This is a genomic window from Dokdonella sp. (assembly GCF_036518555.1).
Lineage (GTDB): Bacteria > Pseudomonadota > Gammaproteobacteria > Xanthomonadales > Rhodanobacteraceae > Dokdonella_A.
This window is the reverse complement of the sequence record NZ_DATDMY010000269.1, coordinates 1-16,556: the sequence shown is the minus strand read 5'-3', so window position 1 is coordinate 16,556 and position 16,556 is coordinate 1. Positions and strand designations below refer to the sequence as shown.

Below are 16,556 nucleotides of genomic sequence, written 5' to 3'. Positions count from 1 at the left end.
GCGCCGCTAGTCGCGCCCGCCGCCTCGCAGCACCTCGCGGAACCACGCATGGTGGTGCTTCCAGGCCCAGCCCGGTGAAACCGTGCCGCGCGTCATCGCCCGCACCGATCCCTTGACCCAGATCGCGGCGTACACATGCACGACGATCGCGCACACGAGCACGGTCGCTGCGATCGCGTGCACGACCGCCGCGAAGCGCACCAGTTCGATCGGGAAGAACAGCGAGAAGTAGGCACGCCAGATCACGATGCCCGACAGCAGCAGCGCGACGAGGCAGAGCACGATGAGCCAGTAGAGCAGCTTCTGGCCGGCGTTGTACCGCCCCGCTTCGGGCAGCTCGCGTTCGCGATCGGCGACGACCTCGCGCCAGCCGCGCAGCCACTGCCAGTCGTGCCGCTGCATGCGGTTGTCGCCGCCGACCGTCGCCGCGAGCAGGGCGAACGCGACCAGCATGGCGACGCCGACGAACGGGTGCAGGAGGCGCGTCCAGGTGCCGCCACCGAACAGGTTGCCGAGCCAGAAGAGCGAGGGGTGGAACATCGCGAGGCCGGACAGTGCGGCCAGCACGAAACCGATCGCGACGATCCAATGCTTGATCCGCGTCGAGGCGCGGTAGCGGATGATCCGCGGGAACGTGCGTGCGCTCATCGCGTTTCCTCCATCTCGCGCCGCGCAGCGGCCTCGTCGTCCTCGTCGACTTCGTTCGGCCCTACGCCGATGTAGTGCAGGAAGCCCGCGAATGCGGTCGCGGCGATCGCGAACAGCGCGAGCGGCTTGCTCATGCCCTTCCACAGCCCGACCATCGCGCTGATCTTCGGCTCGGCGGGCAGGTCCGCGTACAGGTGCGGCTGGTCCGCGTGGTGCAGCACGTACATCACGTGCGTGCCGCCGACGCCGGCGGGGTCGTACAGTCCGGCGTGCTCGAAACCCCGCGATTTCAGGTCCTCGACGCGCTCCGCCGCATGCCGCTTCATGTCGTCCTTCGTGCCGAACACGATCGCACCGGTCGGGCACGTCTTCACGCACGCAGGCTCGAGGCCGACGGCGACGCGGTCCGAGCACAACGTGCACTTGTACGCCTTGTGGTCCTTCTTCGAGATGCGCGGGACGTCGAACGGGCAGCCGGTCACGCAATAGCCGCAGCCGATGCAATGCTCCTCGTTGAAATCCACGATCCCGTTCGCGTACTGCACGATCGCGCCGGGCGCCGGACACGCCTTGAGGCAGCCCGGATCAGCGCAGTGCATGCAGCCGTCCTTGCGGATCAGCCACTCGAGGTCGCCCGCCGCGGTCTCGTGCTCGGAAAAGCGCATGAGCGTCCAGCTGTGCTCGCTCAGGTCAGCCGGGTTGTCGTAGTGGCCGGTGCAGCTGCCGATTTCGTCGCGCAGGTCGTTCCACTCCATGCACGCGACCTGGCACGCCTTGCAGCCGATGCACTTGGTGACGTCGATGAGCTTGGCGACTTCGCCCGTGTGCGCTTCGCGTACCTGCGGCGACGGCGTCGTGGTGGCGGAGCGGCGCACGATGTCGAGCGATTGCAGTGCCATGGCGTGCTCCTCAGGCCTTCTCGACCTTGACCAGGAACGACTTGAACTCGGGCGTCTGCGAATTGCCGTCGCCGACCACGGGCGTCAGCGAATTGGCGAGGAAGCCCGCCTTGGCGACGCCGGTGAAGCCCCAGTGGATCGGGATGCCGACCGTGTGCACGGTGCGGCCATCGACGGTGAGCGCGCGGATGCGCTTGGTCACCATCGCGACCGCGACGATGTGGCCGCGGTTCGAGCTCACCTTCACGCGCGCGCCGTTGGCGACGCCGATTTCCTTCGCGAGCGCCTCGCCGATCTCGACGAACTGTTCCGGCTGCAGGATCGCGTTGAGCCGGACGTGCTTGGTCCAGTAGTGGAAGTGCTCGGTGAGGCGATAGGTCGTCGCGACGTGCGGGAACTGCTCCGCCTTGCCGAACGCGTCGCGGTCGTCCTTGAACACGCGCGCGGCCGGATTGCTGAGCGCCTGCGGCTGGTCGGGATTGAGCGGGTTCTTCGCGAGCGGCGTCTCGAACGGCTCGTAGTGTTCGGGGAACGGGCCCTCGGCCATCGCGCCGCGCGCGAAGAATCGCGCGACACCCTCGGGGTTCATGATGAAAGGCCCCATGCCGCCGGCCGGGTTTTCGTCGGCCTTGAAGTCGGGAATGTCCGCTCCGCTCCAGGCGCTGCCGTTCCAGCCAATGAGCTTGCGTTCCGGATCGAACGGCTTGCCCGACGGATCGCACGATGCACGGTTGTAGAGCACGCGCCGGTTCGCCGGCCACGACCAGGCCCAGTTGATCGTCTGGCCGATGCCGGTCGGATCGGAGCTGTCGCGACGCGCCATGAGGTTGCCGTTCGGGCCCCAGGCGCCGCAGAAGATCCAGCAGCCGCACGACGTGCTGCCGTCGTCGCGCAGCTCGGCGAAGCCTGCGAGTTGGTCGCCGGCCTTGCGCACGACCTTCGTCGCGTCCTTCGGATCGGCGAGGTCCTTGAGCGCACTGCCCGAATATTCGCGCGCGAGTTCGTCCGGCGCCGGGCTGTCGGGGCGCGCGTACTTCCACGCGAGGTTGACGATCGGATCGGGGAACGCACCGCCCTCTTCGCGATATGCCTTGCGCAGACGCGTGAACAGGCCGGCCATGATCTCGAGGTCGCTGCGCGCATCGCCGGGCGGATTGGCGCCCTTCCAGTGCCACTGCAGCCAGCGCGAGGAATTGGTCAGCGAACCGTCCTCCTCCGCGAAGCACGTGGTCGGCAGGCGGAACACCTCGGTCTGGATCTTCGAGGGATCGACGTCGTTGTGCACGCCCGCATTGCGCCAGAACTCCGACGTCTCCGTCGCGAGCGGATCCATGATGACGAGGAACTTCAGCTTCGCGAGGCTCGCGTCCATCTTCGCCTTGTTCGGCGCCGCCGCGAGCGGATTGAACCCCTGGCAGATGTAGCCGTTGACCTTGCCCTGGCTCATCAGCTCGAACGTTTGCAGCATGTCGTACGGCTTGTCGAGCTTGGGCAGGTAGTCGTAGCCCCAGTGGTTGTCCGCGGTCGCCGCGTCGCCCCACCACGCCTTCATGAAGCTCACGAAGAACGTGCCGTAGTTCTGCCAGTAGCTGAGCTGGTTCGGCCGCAGCGGCTTGGGCGCGCGCGCGGCGATGTACTTGTCGTAGTCCTGCTCGGCCTCGTTCGGCAGGGTCATGTAGCCGGTCAACAGGTTCGACATCAGGCCGAGGTCGGTGAGGCCCTGGATGTTCGAATGCCCGCGCAGCGCGTTCATGCCGCCGCCCGCGACGCCGATGTTGCCGAGCAGCAGCTGCACCATCGCGCCGGTGCGGATCATCTGCGAGCCGATCGAGTGCTGGGTCCAGCCGAGCGCGTACATGATCGTCATTGCGCGCGTCGGCGTCGCGGTCGAGGCGATCATCTCCCAGATCTGCAGCACCTTGTCCTTCGGCGTGCCGCACACGCGCTCGACCATCTCCGGCGTGTAGCGCGCGTAGTGCTGCTTGAGCAGCGAGTAGACGCAGCGCGGATCGGTCAAGGTCGGGTCGGCGCGTACGTAGCCGTCGTCACCGAGTTCGTAGTCCCAGCTCGACTTGTCGTAGCTGCGCTTGTCCGCGTTGTAGCCCGAATAGAGGCCCTGCTCGAACGTGAACGCGTCCTTCACGATGAAGGACAGGTCGGTGTAGTTGACGACGTACTCGCGCTGGATCTTGTCGTTCGCGAGCAGGTAGGCGATCAGCCCGCCTAGGAACACGATGTCCGTGCCCGGGCGGATCGGCGCATAGATGTCGGCCACCGACGCCGAGCGGGTGAAGCGCGGGTCGACGACGATGAGCCTCGCCTTGTTGTGCGCCTTCGCTTCGGTGACCCACTTGAACCCGCACGGGTGCGCCTCGGCGGCATTGCCACCCATGATGAGGACGAGGTCGGCATTCTTGATGTCGACCCAGTGATTCGTCATCGCACCTCGGCCGAACGTCGGGGCAAGACCTGCCACCGTCGGGCCGTGTCAGACGCGCGCCTGGTTGTCGAAGGCAAGGAGTCCGAGCGAGCGCGCGACCTTGTGCGTGAGGTAACCGACCTCGTTGCTGCTCGCCGACGCCGCGAGCATGCCCGTCGTGAGCCAGCGGTTGACCGTCTGCCCCTGCGCATTCTTCTCGACGAAGTTCGCGTCGCGGTCCTGCTTCATGAGTTTTGCGATGCGGTCGAGCGCGTCGTCCCAGCTGATCCGTTCCCAGCGGTCCGAACCCGGCGCGCGGACCTCGGGATACTTGAGGCGGCTGTCGCTATGGATGAAATCGATGAGCGCGGCGCCCTTCGGGCAGAGCGTGCCGCGGTTGACCGGATGGTCCGGGTCGCCCTCGATATGGAAGATCGACGCCTGCGCGTTCTTCGCGCGGTCGCCGAGTCCGTACATGAGCACGCCGCAGGCGACCGAGCAGTAGGGACAGGTGTTGCGCGTCTCGGTCGCGCGGCTCAACTTGAACGCGCGCACCTCGGCCAGCGCGGGCGCCGGCGAGAAGCCGAGCAGGCCGAGACTCGAACCCACCAGCGTGGCGCCGGTGACCTTCAGAAACTGACGCCGGGTCAGATCCGTCATCGGAGGCTCCTACACGGGTTGCAGGACGCCCGGAGTGTATGCCTACCGTGCGCTCGCCGCCATGCGACCTTCCGGTAAGGCGTCCCGCCCGCGGGGGGCCGGACCGCGCTCGGGGGCCGCCGTCGCGTGGCCGACCCGGCGCCGCCGCCTCGCGGCCGTACCGCGCAGGAGGGGATCGGAACGCGCAGGCTAGTCCTTGGCGGACCGCTGGCGCAGCGCCTCGAACAGCACGATCCCGGTCGCGACCGACACGTTGAGGCTCTCGATGTCGCCGCGCATCGGGATCTTCGCGAGGAAATCGCAGTGCTCGCGCGTGAGGCGGCGCATCCCTTCGCCTTCGCCGCCGAGCACGAGCGCGATCGGACCGTCGAGGTCGACCGCGTAGACCGACTGCTGCGTGTCTCCGGCGAGCCCGACGAGCCAGACACCCGCCTCCTTGAGCACTTTCAGCGCACGCGCGAGGTTCGTCGCGGCGACGATCGGCACGCGGTCGGCCGCACCCGCGGAGGCGCGTCGTACGGTCGGCGTCACGCCGACTGCGCGATCTTTCGGCACGAGCACCGCGGTGACGCCCGCAGCCTCCGCGCTGCGCAGACAGGCGCCGAAATTGTGCGGGTCGGTGATGCCGTCGAGGACGAGGAACAGCGCGTCGCGACCGGCCGTCGCAGCGAGCTCCGGCAGGGCCGATTCGGGCAGCGGTGCGGGAGCGTCGTAGCGCGCGACGACGCCCTGGTGGCGCGCGCCGCCGGTCATGCGATCGAGCGCGGCGCGATCGCGCGCATGCGGCTTCACGCCGAGCTCGCGCGCGCGCTCGCCGAGTTCCTTCAAGCGCGCGTTGTGGCTGCCGCTCTCGATGTACAGCTCGACGAGGTGGGCGACGTCATGGTTCAACGCGGCCTCGACCGCGTGGATGCCGATCAGGAGTTCGTGGCTCATCGAGTGCGTGGGGTGGGATTGATCGTGCGAAGCGTAACGCCCGTGGCGGAATTGTGGGAGCGGGGTCGGTCGCGATGCGCGGCGCCGCGCAGCGGGTCGCAGCACCACGGGCCGGCCGCGCGGCGCGCAGCGCACGTAGCCGGGCGACCGGCGGTCGCCCGGCTCGCAGGGGCGCGGCGGACGCCTACCGTCCGCTGACGAGGCGGAAATCGATCTTGCGGTCCTCGAGGCTCGCGCGCAGCACCTGCACGCGCACCTCGTCGCCGAGCCGGAAGCGCAAGCCGCGCCGTTCGCCGCTGAGCAAGCGCCGGGTCGCGTCGAAGTGGTAGTAATCGTTCGGCAGCTGGGTGATGTGCACCAGACCGCTGATCTTCGATTCGACCAGTTCGACGAAGAGGCCGAACGAGGCGACGCCCGACACGATGCCGGCGAACTCGCTGCCGACGTGCTTCTCCATCCAGGCGCACTTGTAGCGCTCGTCGACGTCGCGCTCGGCCTCGTCCGCACGGCGCTCGTTGTGCGAGCAGTGCACGCACAGGCTCGCCATCGCGCTCGGGCTGTACTCGTAGCCGGCAGGCTTGCCGCCCGTCAGCGCGTAGCGGATCGCGCGATGGACGAGCAGGTCCGGATAGCGGCGGATCGGCGACGTGAAGTGCGTGTACGACTCGAGGCCGAGGCCGAAGTGGCCCGGATCGTCGGGCTGGTACACGGCGAGGCTCTGCGCGCGCAGCAGCACCGACTCGATCAGGCTCGCGTCCGGACGCTTGCGCACCTTCTTCAGCAGGGCCGAGAAATCGCCCGGGGTGACCTGCTCGATCGGCGGCAGGCTCAGCTTGAACTCGCGCAGGAACTCGAGCAGGTCGTCGTACTTGGATGCCGGCGGCGACGCATGGACGCGGTACGGCGTCGGGATGCGACGCTTCTGCAGGTACTTCGCCGCCTCGACGTTGGCCGCGATCATGCATTCCTCGATGAGCTTGTGCGCGTCGTTGCGTTCGTACGCGCCGAGCTGCACCACCTCCCCGGCCGCCCCGAGGCGGAACGACACCTCCGTACTCTCGAAGTCGATCGCGCCGCGACGCTGGCGCGCCTTCGCGAACAGCTTGTAGAGCTGGTGCAGGTGCCTGAGCTGCGGCAGCACGTCGGCGAGTTCGGCGCGCGCGTCGGCATCCTTGAGCCCGATCGCGCGCCAGACCTTGTCGTAGGTCAGGCGCGCATGCGAGCGCATCACGGCCGGATAGAACTTCGAGCGCTCGACCTCGCCTTCGTGGTCGATCTGCATCTCGCAGACCATGCACAAGCGCTCGACATGCGGGTTCAGCGAGCAGATGCCGTTCGACAGCGTCTCCGGCAGCATCGGCACGACGAAGCCCGGGAAATAGACCGAGGTCGCGCGGTTGTAGGCTTCCTCGTCGAGCGGCGCACCGGGTCGCACGTAGTGCGAGACGTCGGCGATCGCGACGATGAGGCGGAAGCCGCGTTCGTTCTGTTCGGCGTAGACCGCGTCGTCGAAGTCCTTCGCGTCCTCGCCGTCGATCGTGACGAGCGGAACGTCGCGCAGATCGACGCGACCCTTGCGCTCGTCCGCGGAGACGACGGGCTCGACCTGGGCCGCGTCGCCCAGCACCGCAGCGGGCCATTCGTGCGGCAGGTCGTGGCTCGCGATCGCCATCTCGACCACCAGCGACGGCGTCAGGCGCTCGCCGAGGATGGTCAGGATGCGGCCGAGCGGACCGCGCTGGACGGTCGGCTGCTCGGTGATCTCGACCACGACGATCTGGCCGGAACGCGCGCCGCCATCCTTGCCCGGCATGATCAGCACGTCCTGGTGCAGGCGCCGGTCGTCGGGCTTGACGAGCACGAGGCCGTTCTCCTCGATCACGCGCCCGACGAGGCGCGGCGAGCGGCGTTCGAGCACCTCGACGATCGCGCCCTGGCTGCGGCCGCGGCGATCGACGCCGACGATGCTCGCGAGCACGCGATCGCCGTGCAGCACCTTGCGCATCTCGGCCGGCGACAGGTAGAGGTCTTCGCCGCCTTCTTCCGGTCGCAGGAAGCCGAAGCCCTCGGCGTTCGCGATCACGCTGCCGCGAATGAGGTCCAGCTTGGTCGCGACGCCGTAGCCACCGCGTCGGTTCTGGATCAGCTGTCCATCGCGCAGCATCGCCGCGAGGCGGCGCGTGAGCGCGTCGAGATCCTGCGGCGATGACAGCTGCAGCGCGCGCGCGACCGCCTCGATCGTCATGAGCTCGCCGCTCCGTTCGAGCAGGGCGAGGATCGCTTCGCGGCTCGGGATCGGCCGGTCGTAACGGCTCGCCTCGCGTTCGGCGTAGGGGTCCGGCACGACCGGCGCGTGCGCGCCCTTCTTCGCCGGCAGCGGCGGCAGCCGCTCGGGCATGAATTTGGGCAACGCGGCGCGCTTGGCCGGTGCGCGTGCGTCACGCGGGCCGCTGCGGCGCGCGCCGCCGTCGTCCTTCTTCGCCGGCGCTACATCCGGCCAGGCTTTCGACGCGCCGGCGCGCTTGCCGGGCCCGCGCGGATTGCGCGCCTCGGTACTGCGCGAGCTTCGTGTTCTTCTTCTCTTCAAAGTGAGATCCTTGTGGTCCGCCGGCAGCGTCGCCGAGCGGGTGCCCGATTGCAAGCCGCGCGCGTTGACAGCCCGCGACGCGGCCAGTATCGTTCGCGCCCCCGGTCAGGCGTGCCCTGCCCGGTCGGCCCAGGTGGCGGAATTGGTAGACGCACTAGTTTCAGGTACTAGCGGGTAAAACCGTGGAGGTTCGAGTCCTCTCCTGGGCACCAATGAATGGATGATGAAAGCCCGCTTCGAGCGGGCTTTTTTTATGCGTCGCTCGGCCGCGTCCCTGCGTGGACTCGTCTTCCGACGCATCGGCGGAGATCCCGATGCCTGGCAGCTGCTCCACTCGCCCCGTGCGCGTCGCCGATCACGACGCCTGGCGGCACCTGTGGGACGGCTACAACGCATTCTACGGCCGCAGTGGGGCGACCGCACTCGCCGAAGCGACGACACGCGCGACCTGGTCGCGCTTCCTCGACGACGCCGAACCGCTGCACGCGTTCGTCGCCGAGCGCGAGGGTTCGTTGCTCGGACTCGCGCACTGCGTGCTCCATCCGAGCACCACCGCGATCGCTCCGTCGTGCTACCTGCAGGACCTCTACACGGACGAGGCCGCGCGTGGCAGCGGCGTCGCGCGTGCGCTGATCGAAACGGTATGTCGCTTCGCGAGGCAAACCGGGTGCGCTCGCGTGTACTGGCAGACGCACGAAGACAATGCGATCGCGCGGCGCCTGTACGATCGCATGGCCGAGCGCTCGGGCTTCATCGTCTACCGACGCGCACCCTGAACGACCCGTTCGCCGCCCGGCGGCGGCGCGAGGGGGCGAGGCCGCCGAGCTTGCGCGAGGCGAACCGGCTATACTCTGCCGGTCCACGGTTCGCGGTGGGAGAAGCGGCGAATCAGGCCGCTGCCGAAGGCGCAACGCCCGTAATCGCTCAGGCCCTGCACCACCGCGCACGGACACTCTGGAGAGACCGGCCGCCCGTTCGGGAAGGAGCCGGCGCCGAAGGGGCACGAAGCCGCCGCCTGCGAGGGCCGGCTTCCAAACTCTCAGGCAAAAGGACAGAGGGGCGCCCGGCGTGCGGCCTCGCACGCGCCACAGCGGACCCTTTTGCCATGAGCCAGACCCCCAACACTTCCCTGCGCGAGCTGGAGCACCACGGCGCGTTCATCGAACGCCATATCGGACCGAACGACCTCGAGATCGCGCACATGCTGCGCACGATCGGCCTTGCCTCGCTGGACGCGATGACCGACGCGATCGTGCCGGCGTCGATCAAGTCGCCCGACGCGCTCGCGCTGCCCGCACCACTCACCGAAGTCGAGGCGATCGCGAAGATCCGTGCGATCGCCGACCGCAACCAGGTGTTCCGGTCCTGGATCGGCCAGGGGTATTACGGCACCCACACGCCGAACGTCATCCTGCGCAACATCCTCGAGAACCCCGCCTGGTACACCGCGTATACACCGTACCAGGCCGAGATCTCGCAGGGCCGGATGGAAGCGCTGATCAATTTCCAGACGATGTGCGCGGACCTCACCGGCATGGAGATCGCGAACGCGTCCCTGCTCGACGAGGCCACCGCGTGCGCGGAGGCGATGACGCTCGCCAAGCGCTCGTGCAAGTCGAAGTCGAACCGCTTCTTCGTTTCGTCCGGGGTGCACCCCCAGTCGATCGAGGTCGTGCGCACGCGCGCCGAACCGCTCGGCATCGAAGTCGTCGTCGGCAAGGACGAGGACGCGGCGGGCACCGACGCATTCGGCGTGCTGCTGCAGTACCCCGATACCTTCGGCCATGTCGGCGACTACCAGGCGATCGCCGATGCCGTCCACGCGCGTGGCGGACTCGTCGCCGTCGCGACCGACCTGCTCGCGCTGACCCTGCTCGCGGCGCCCGGCGAATGGGGCGCCGACATCGTCGTCGGCAACTCGCAGCGCTTCGGCGTGCCGTTCGGCTTCGGCGGCCCGCACGCGGCCTTCATGGCCTGCCGCGACGCCTACAAGCGCTCCATGCCCGGCCGCCTCATCGGCGTGTCGGTCGACGCCGAAGGCAAGGCCGCCTATCGACTCACGCTGCAGACGCGCGAGCAGCACATCCGCCGCGAGAAGGCGACCTCGAACATCTGCACGGCGCAGGTGCTGCTCGCGGTGATGGCCAGCATGTACGCGGTCTACCACGGCCCGGAAGGGCTCGTGCGCATCGCGCGCCGCGTGCATCGCTTCGCGGCGATCCTCGCCGCGGCGCTGCGAAAGGCCGGCGCGCGCGTCGGCGGCGACCACTTCGACACGCTGCACGTGAGCGGCATCGATGCCGCCAGCGTGCACGCGAAGGCCGCGGCCGCGCGCGTCAACCTGCGCCCGCTGGACGCCGGCAGCCTCGCGCTCAGTCTCGACGAAACCACGACGCGCGAGGACGTCGTGCAGCTTGCCGCGCTGTTCGGCGCGCGCATCGACGACGTCGACGCACTCGATGCGGCGACGCCGGACGCGCTGCCCGCCTCCCTGCAGCGCCGCTCCTCATTCCTGACCCACCCGGTGTTCAACACGCACCACAGCGAGCACGAACTGCTGCGCTACATGCGCGCGCTCGCCGACAAGGACCTCGCGATGGATCGCACGATGATCCCGCTCGGCTCGTGCACGATGAAGCTCAACGCGACGGCGGAGATGATCCCGGTCACGTGGCCGGAATTCGGCGCGATCCACCCGCTCGCGCCGGCCGCGCAGACGCAGGGTTACAAGGAGCTCGTCGACGGCCTCGAGGCGATGCTGGTCGAGTGCACCGGCTACGACGCGGTCAGCCTGCAGCCGAACTCGGGCGCGCAGGGCGAGTACGCGGGCCTGCTCGCGATCCGCGCCTACCACCGGTCGCGCGGCGACGACCGGCGCGACATCTGCCTCATCCCCGAATCCGCGCACGGCACCAATCCGGCCTCGGCGCAGATGTGCGGCATGCAGGTCGTCGTCACGAAGTGCGACGCGAACGGCAACGTCGACGTCGCCGACATCCGCCGCGCTGCCGAAAAGTACAGCGATCGCCTCGCCGCGATCATGATGACGTATCCGTCGACGCACGGCGTGTTCGAGGAAGACGTCGTCGAAATCTGCCGCATCGTGCACGAGCACGGCGGACAGGTTTACACCGACGGCGCCAACATGAATGCACTGGTCGGCGTCGCCAAGCCCGGCAAGTGGGGCTCGGATGTGTCGCACCTCAACCTGCACAAGACGTTCTGCATCCCGCACGGCGGCGGCGGCCCCGGCGTCGGTCCGTGCGCGGTGAAGTCCCACCTGGCGCCGTTCCTTCCGAAAGCGTTCGGCGACGACGGCGTCCGTACCCGCGGAACGGGCAGCGGCCCGATGGTCAGCGCGGCCAGCTTCGGTTCCGCATCGATCCTGCCGATCAGCTGGATGTACGTCGCGATGATGGGCGCGCGGGGACTGCGCAAGGCGACCCAGGTCGCATTGCTCAACGCGAACTACATCGCCCGGCGCCTCGCGCCGCACTACGAGACCCTCTACACCGGACGCAACGGGCTCGTCGCGCACGAATGCATCCTCGACCTGCGCCCGATCAAGGACGCGACCGGGATCAGCGCCGAGGACGTCGCCAAGCGCCTCATCGATTTCGGCTTCCACGCGCCGACCCTGAGCTTCCCGGTCGCGGGCACGCTCATGGTCGAGCCGACCGAGAGCGAATCCCTGCACGAACTCGATCGCTTCGTCGACGCGATGATCCAGATCCGCGACGAGATCCGCGCGATCGAGGACGGCCGCCTCGACCGCGAGGACAATCCCCTCAAGCACGCGCCGCACACCGCGACGCAGGTATCGGCCTCCGAGTGGACGCACGCCTATCCACGCGAACTGGCCGCATTCCCGCTGCCCGTCCTGCGCCAGCAGAAGTACTGGCCGCCGGTCGCGCGCGTGGACAACGTGTACGGCGACAAGAACGTCATGTGCGCGTGCATCCCGGTGGAGGCATTCAAGGGCGAGATCGAGGCGTTCAGCGAACCGAACGTCGCCTGATCCGACGTGCGATCGGGGCCGCGGCGATGGCCCGGCCCCTTTCTCGCCCGCTTCCGCGGGCACAGGCGTGCTTGCCAGCGCGAGGGGTGTCGCCTAGGCTTCCCGTTCCGCCGTCGTACGGCAATTGCCGCAAAGTGCACCATGCCCGACTCTCCGCAAGCCACGGTTCCCTGGGCCGAACAGAAGGCCACCGCTTCCGATGGAACGCCCCTGGCGTGGCTCGGCTCCTGGGTGGCGATTTCAGGCTCGACCGCCTTCGTCAGCGCGAGGAACGCGACCGTCGACGGACAGCCATCGCAGGGCGCGGTCTACGTGTTCGAGAGATCCGCCGGCAGCTGGCATCAGCGGCAGAAGCTCGTCGGCAAGGAAAGCGCGGCCGGCGACCAGTTCGGCGCTGCGGTCGCATTGCACGGCAACATCGCGTTGATTGCGGCACCGAACGCGACGATCGACGGCCATCTCTGGCAAGGTGCAGTGCACGTCTTCGTGCACAGCCCGACCGCGCGCGGCTGGACGGAAACACAACGGCTGGTCGCGAGCGATGGTGCTCGTCTCGCCACGTTCGGCACGGCCGTCGCGTTCCACGGCGAGTACGCGTTCGTCGGTGCGGGCGGGGCGAACACGCACGGCGAGTTCCTGCCGCGCAAGGTCTACGTGTTCCGGCGCACCTCGCGCACCGGCGATCACTGGGTCCAGACCCAGATCCTCGACAACCCCGATCCCGCGGACGTGACCAGCTCCTTCGGCGCGGCGCTGGCGGCTTCCGCGGACTTCCTGCTCGTCGGCGCACGCTCGGCGACGCTGCAGGGAAACATCGGGCAAGGCATCGTCTATGTCTACCGCCTGAAGGACGGGGCATGGTCGCTGGACGGCAAGATCTCCGATCCCCACGGCGCCGCACGCGACAACTTCGGCTGCTCGATCGCGCTGCAGGACCATGTCGCGCTGATTGGCGCGCAGGGCGCCGCCGTCGACGGCAACCAGGGGGCCGTGTACCACTATGCATTCAAGGGCGCGGGATGGCAGTTCGTGCGCAAGCTCACGCCGACCCACCCCATGCGCCCGGCGCTGTTCGGCGCTTCGGTGAGCGTGTCGGGTGACTCGGCGCTCGTCGGCGCGTACGCGGAGAAGCAATACCAGGGCGCAGCCTATTTGTTCAAGCTCAAGTCGGGCACGTACGTCCAGCAGCAGAGGCTCACCGCCGGCGACGGCGTCGCGAACGATGTGTTCGGATACTACGGCGCGCTCGACGGTGCGACCGCGGTCGTGGGTGCCTACACGAAGAAGGTCGGCGGGAACGTGCAGCAGGGCGCCGTCTATTTCTACGTGGGTCCGTCGATCGGACCGGCGCTGGGCGTGGCCGAGGCCTGATCGCGCCTTTCAGCGCGCCCGCAAGGCCATCCACGCCGCGGTCGCATCGAGCGCATCGCACAGGATCTCCGCGTCGGACCGCCCGCTGCGAGCGGGCGCGTGGAACGAATGATCCGCGTGCGCGAGTTCGTGCAACGTCACGTCGTCGCCGAGGCGGTCGAGCAGCGGGCGCAGCAGCGCGGGCGAGGCGAGTTCGTCGCGCGTCCCCTGCAGGAACAGCATCGGTACGCGCACGCTCGACAGATGCACCGCGCGCTCGTCCGACGGCTTGCCGGCCGGATGCAGCGGGAATCCGAAGAACACGAGGCCACGCACGCCCGGCAGCGGCTCGAGCGCCTGTGCCTGCGACGTCATGCGTGCGCCGAACGACTTGCCACCCGCAAACACCGGCAGCCGGGGCCAACGCCGCGCGACCTCCGCGACCGCCGCGCGCACCGTCGCATGCGCCACCTTCGGCGGATCCGGCCGCTTCGAACCGCGTTCCATGTACGGAAACTGGTAGCGCAGGCTCGCGATGCCTCGTTCGGCGAGGCCGCTCGCGACCGCCGTCATGAACGGATGCGCCATGCCGGCGCCGGCGCCGTGCGCGAACGCGAACGCCGCACGCGCTTGCGCGGGTTCGACCGCGAGGGCCGATATCCGCCCGGCGACCGAATCGATCGAAAGGCTAGCCATGCATCGCCTCCGCCTCGATCAGCAGCCTGGCCGCATACGCGGGCGCGGTCGGTTCGTGCATGAAGTACGCGTAGGCTTCGCTCCACGACGTCGCTCGCAGGCGGCGCGCCCATCGCGCGAGATCGTCGTCCGAGTACGTCTCGAGGCGAAGGCGCACATACCCCCAGGACGCCGTCTCGACCAGGGGCGGCGGCGCGTCGTCCTCGCGTTCGGACAGGCACAGCGCCGCGCTCGCGTCGCCGAGCAGCGCATACACGTCGTCGTCGAACCAGCTGTCGTGCCGGAACTCGAATGCGGCGCGATGTCCGGTCGGCAACAACGCGAGGAACTCGCCGAGCCGCCCGAGATCCTTGCGCAGGAAGGGCGGCAGCTGGAACAGCACCGGCCCGCGCTTGGTCCCGAGCGAATCGAGCGCCCGATACAGGAACTTGAGTGGGTCGGCGGCGGCATCGGCCTTCAGTCGCGCTTCGTGCGTGATGCGCCGCGATGCCTTGACCGCGAAGCGGAAGCCGGCCGGTGTCGTCGCAGCCCAGTTTTCCAGCACGGCCGCCTTCGGCATCCGGTAGAAGGTATTGTTGATCTCGACGGTGGGCAGGCGTCCGGCGTACCAGGCGAGCATGCCGTCGGGCTTCATCGTCTCCGGGTAGAAGGTCCCTTTCCACTCCTTGAACGAGTAGCCGCTCGCGCCCGCCCACAGTCGCGCTGTCATGGTCCGATCCTCGTTCGACGATAAAGACATGGCCAAACTCGGCGAATATTCCGCGAAGCGCCGCTTCGAAGCCACCCCCGAACCCGGGCCCGAACTGCGCGAAGCCGCTGGCGCCGGTCCGCTGCTGTTCGTCGTGCAACAGCATTCGGCGCGCCACCTGCACTACGACTTCCGCCTCGAGTGCGATGGCGTGCTGCTGTCGTGGGCGGTCCCACGCGGGCCATCGCTCGACCCGGCCGACAAGCGACTCGCGATGCTCGTCGAGGATCATCCGTTCGAGTACGGCGCGTTCGAGGGCGTGATTCCGCCCGGCCAGTACGGTGCGGGCGAAGTGATCGTGTGGGACTGCGGCGTGTACAGCCCCGACGAGGGCGGCACGGTATTCGGCGACCGCGCCGCGGCTCAGCAGCGCGTGCGCGAAGGACTCGCCGCGGGCAAGCTCGGCATCGAGCTGCGTGGCGTGAAGCTCAAGGGATCGTTCGCGCTCGTGCGCACCAAGGATGCCAAGACCTGGCTGCTGATCAAGCACAGGGATCGCTTCGCCGGCGCCAACGATCTCGACGCGCAGTCGCGTTCGGTGCTCTCCGGCGTCGAGGTGACCGATCTCGCGGTCGTGCCCGTGCAGCGCATGCCCGCGGCGCGCCTCGTACCCTCCGGCACGCGGGCCGCGATGCCTGCGCCATTCGCGCCGATGCAGGCCGAATCCGGCATCCGGCCGTTCAACGACGACGGATGGCTGTGGGAACCGAAACTCGACGGCTATCGCGTCCTCGTCTACATCGACGGCCGCGGCGTGCGGATGCGCTCGCGGCGCGGCCTCGAGCTGGCGCCGACCTTCCCGCGCCTCGCGGCCGAGCTCGCGCAGCAAGGCACGCACGAGACGGTTCTCGACGGCGAACTCGTCGCGCTCGACGCGCACGGACGCGCATCGTTCACCGCGCTGCAGAACCGCGTCCAGCTCCGGAACGAACGCGAGATCGCGGCGGCCGACAAGGCCTCGCCGACGCTGTTCTTCGCATTCGACCTGCTGTTCTTCGCCGGCATCGACCTGCGCCGCATGCCGTACGTCGATCGCCGTCGCCATCTCGCGCAGTGTCTGCTGCCGTCGCCGCTCGTTCACCTCGTGCATGCGCACGAGGACGGCCCCGCACTCGAACGGGCAGCCCTTGCGAGTGGGTTCGAAGGCGTGGTCGGCAAGCGCAAGGACAGTCGCTACGAGGCCGGCAAGCGCGTGCCGGCGTGGCTCAAGGTGAAGCCCGTGCAGAGCGCGGAGTTCGTGATCGGCGGCTACACGCGCGGCAAGGGTTCGCGTGCAACGCTCGGCTCGCTCCTGATCGGCTACCACGAAGGCGGCGAGCTGCGCTTCGCTTCGCACGTCGGCTCCGGCCTCGACGACCGCTCGCTCGCCGACGTCGAGGCCCGCCTGCAGCCGCTGCGCACGCGTGCATGCCCATTCGCGACGAAGCCCGTGGTCAATGGTCCGGTCGCGTGGGTCGAACCCGACCTCGTCGCCGAGGTGGCGTTCCAGCGCTGGACCGACGACGGATCTCTGCGCGCGCCGGTGTTCCGGCGCCTGCGCGACGACGTCGATCCACGCACCGTGCGCCGCGTCGAGCCACGCTCGCCGGCAGGCG

11 protein-coding genes, 1 tRNA gene and 2 riboswitches are annotated in these 16,556 nt (G+C 68.8%); of the genes, 5 read left to right on the top strand and 7 right to left on the bottom strand.

Going from position 1 to position 16,556, the window contains the following annotated elements; translation table 11 throughout:
• Window positions 1-6 precede the first annotated feature (6 nt).
• From VI238_RS14655 to rnr, 5 genes are all read right to left on the bottom strand, one after another.
• A complete protein-coding gene (locus VI238_RS14655; RefSeq protein ID WP_331652651.1) occupies window positions 7-648 on the bottom strand; it encodes a formate dehydrogenase subunit gamma in 642 nt (213 codons plus the stop codon).
• Window positions 645-1,547, bottom strand: a complete 903-nt coding sequence (gene fdxH / locus VI238_RS14650; RefSeq protein WP_331652649.1) for a formate dehydrogenase subunit beta — start codon at window positions 1,545-1,547, stop codon at window positions 645-647. The genes VI238_RS14655 and fdxH overlap by 4 nt, the downstream gene beginning before the upstream one ends.
• 10 nt (window positions 1,548-1,557) lie before the next feature.
• Window positions 1,558-4,626, bottom strand: a complete 3,069-nt coding sequence (gene fdnG, locus VI238_RS14645; protein ID WP_331652647.1) for a formate dehydrogenase-N subunit alpha — start codon at window positions 4,624-4,626, stop codon at window positions 1,558-1,560.
• 189 nt (window positions 4,627-4,815) lie between these two features.
• Window positions 4,816-5,562, bottom strand: coding sequence for a 23S rRNA (guanosine(2251)-2'-O)-methyltransferase RlmB (gene rlmB / locus VI238_RS14640; protein ID WP_331652645.1), 747 nt, complete (start codon window positions 5,560-5,562; stop codon window positions 4,816-4,818).
• A gap of 184 nt (window positions 5,563-5,746) precedes the next feature.
• Window positions 5,747-7,960, bottom strand: coding sequence for a ribonuclease R (gene rnr, locus VI238_RS14635; protein ID WP_331652724.1), 2,214 nt, complete (start codon window positions 7,958-7,960; stop codon window positions 5,747-5,749).
• A gap of 316 nt (window positions 7,961-8,276) precedes the next feature.
• On the opposite strand from rnr, the gene VI238_RS14630 reads away from it, so the two are divergent.
• From VI238_RS14630 to VI238_RS14615, 4 genes are all read left to right on the top strand, one after another.
• Window positions 8,277-8,361, top strand: a tRNA-Leu gene (locus tag VI238_RS14630).
• A 102-nt stretch (window positions 8,362-8,463) separates the two neighbouring features.
• Complete coding sequence (locus VI238_RS14625) at window positions 8,464-8,925, top strand: GNAT family N-acetyltransferase (protein WP_331652643.1); 462 nt, start codon at window positions 8,464-8,466, stop codon at window positions 8,923-8,925.
• An 86-nt stretch (window positions 8,926-9,011) separates the two neighbouring features.
• Window positions 9,012-9,098: riboswitch (glycine riboswitch) on the top strand.
• Between the two features lies 1 nt (window position 9,099).
• Window positions 9,100-9,208: riboswitch (glycine riboswitch) on the top strand.
• A 46-nt stretch (window positions 9,209-9,254) separates the two neighbouring features.
• Window positions 9,255-12,167 (top strand): aminomethyl-transferring glycine dehydrogenase, encoded by a 2,913-nt coding sequence (gcvP, locus tag VI238_RS14620; protein WP_331652641.1) that lies wholly within the window; start codon window positions 9,255-9,257, stop codon window positions 12,165-12,167.
• A gap of 141 nt (window positions 12,168-12,308) precedes the next feature.
• Complete coding sequence (locus VI238_RS14615; RefSeq protein ID WP_331652639.1) at window positions 12,309-13,538, top strand: hypothetical protein; 1,230 nt, start codon at window positions 12,309-12,311, stop codon at window positions 13,536-13,538.
• 9 nt (window positions 13,539-13,547) lie between these two features.
• Here the strand turns inward: VI238_RS14615 and VI238_RS14610 are convergent, their stop codons facing one another.
• Both VI238_RS14610 and VI238_RS14605 read right to left on the bottom strand, forming a co-directional pair.
• Window positions 13,548-14,213, bottom strand: a complete 666-nt coding sequence (locus VI238_RS14610) for an alpha/beta family hydrolase (RefSeq protein WP_331652637.1) — start codon at window positions 14,211-14,213, stop codon at window positions 13,548-13,550.
• Window positions 14,206-14,922: a DUF72 domain-containing protein gene (locus VI238_RS14605; protein ID WP_331652635.1), complete on the bottom strand. Its 717-nt coding sequence runs from the start codon at window positions 14,920-14,922 to the stop codon at window positions 14,206-14,208. Before VI238_RS14605 ends, VI238_RS14610 begins: the two co-directional genes overlap by 8 nt.
• A gap of 28 nt (window positions 14,923-14,950) precedes the next feature.
• On the opposite strand from VI238_RS14605, the gene ligD reads away from it, so the two are divergent.
• Window positions 14,951-16,556: non-homologous end-joining DNA ligase (gene ligD / locus VI238_RS14600; protein ID WP_331652633.1), on the top strand; the 1,606-nt coding region annotated here is incomplete at its 3' end.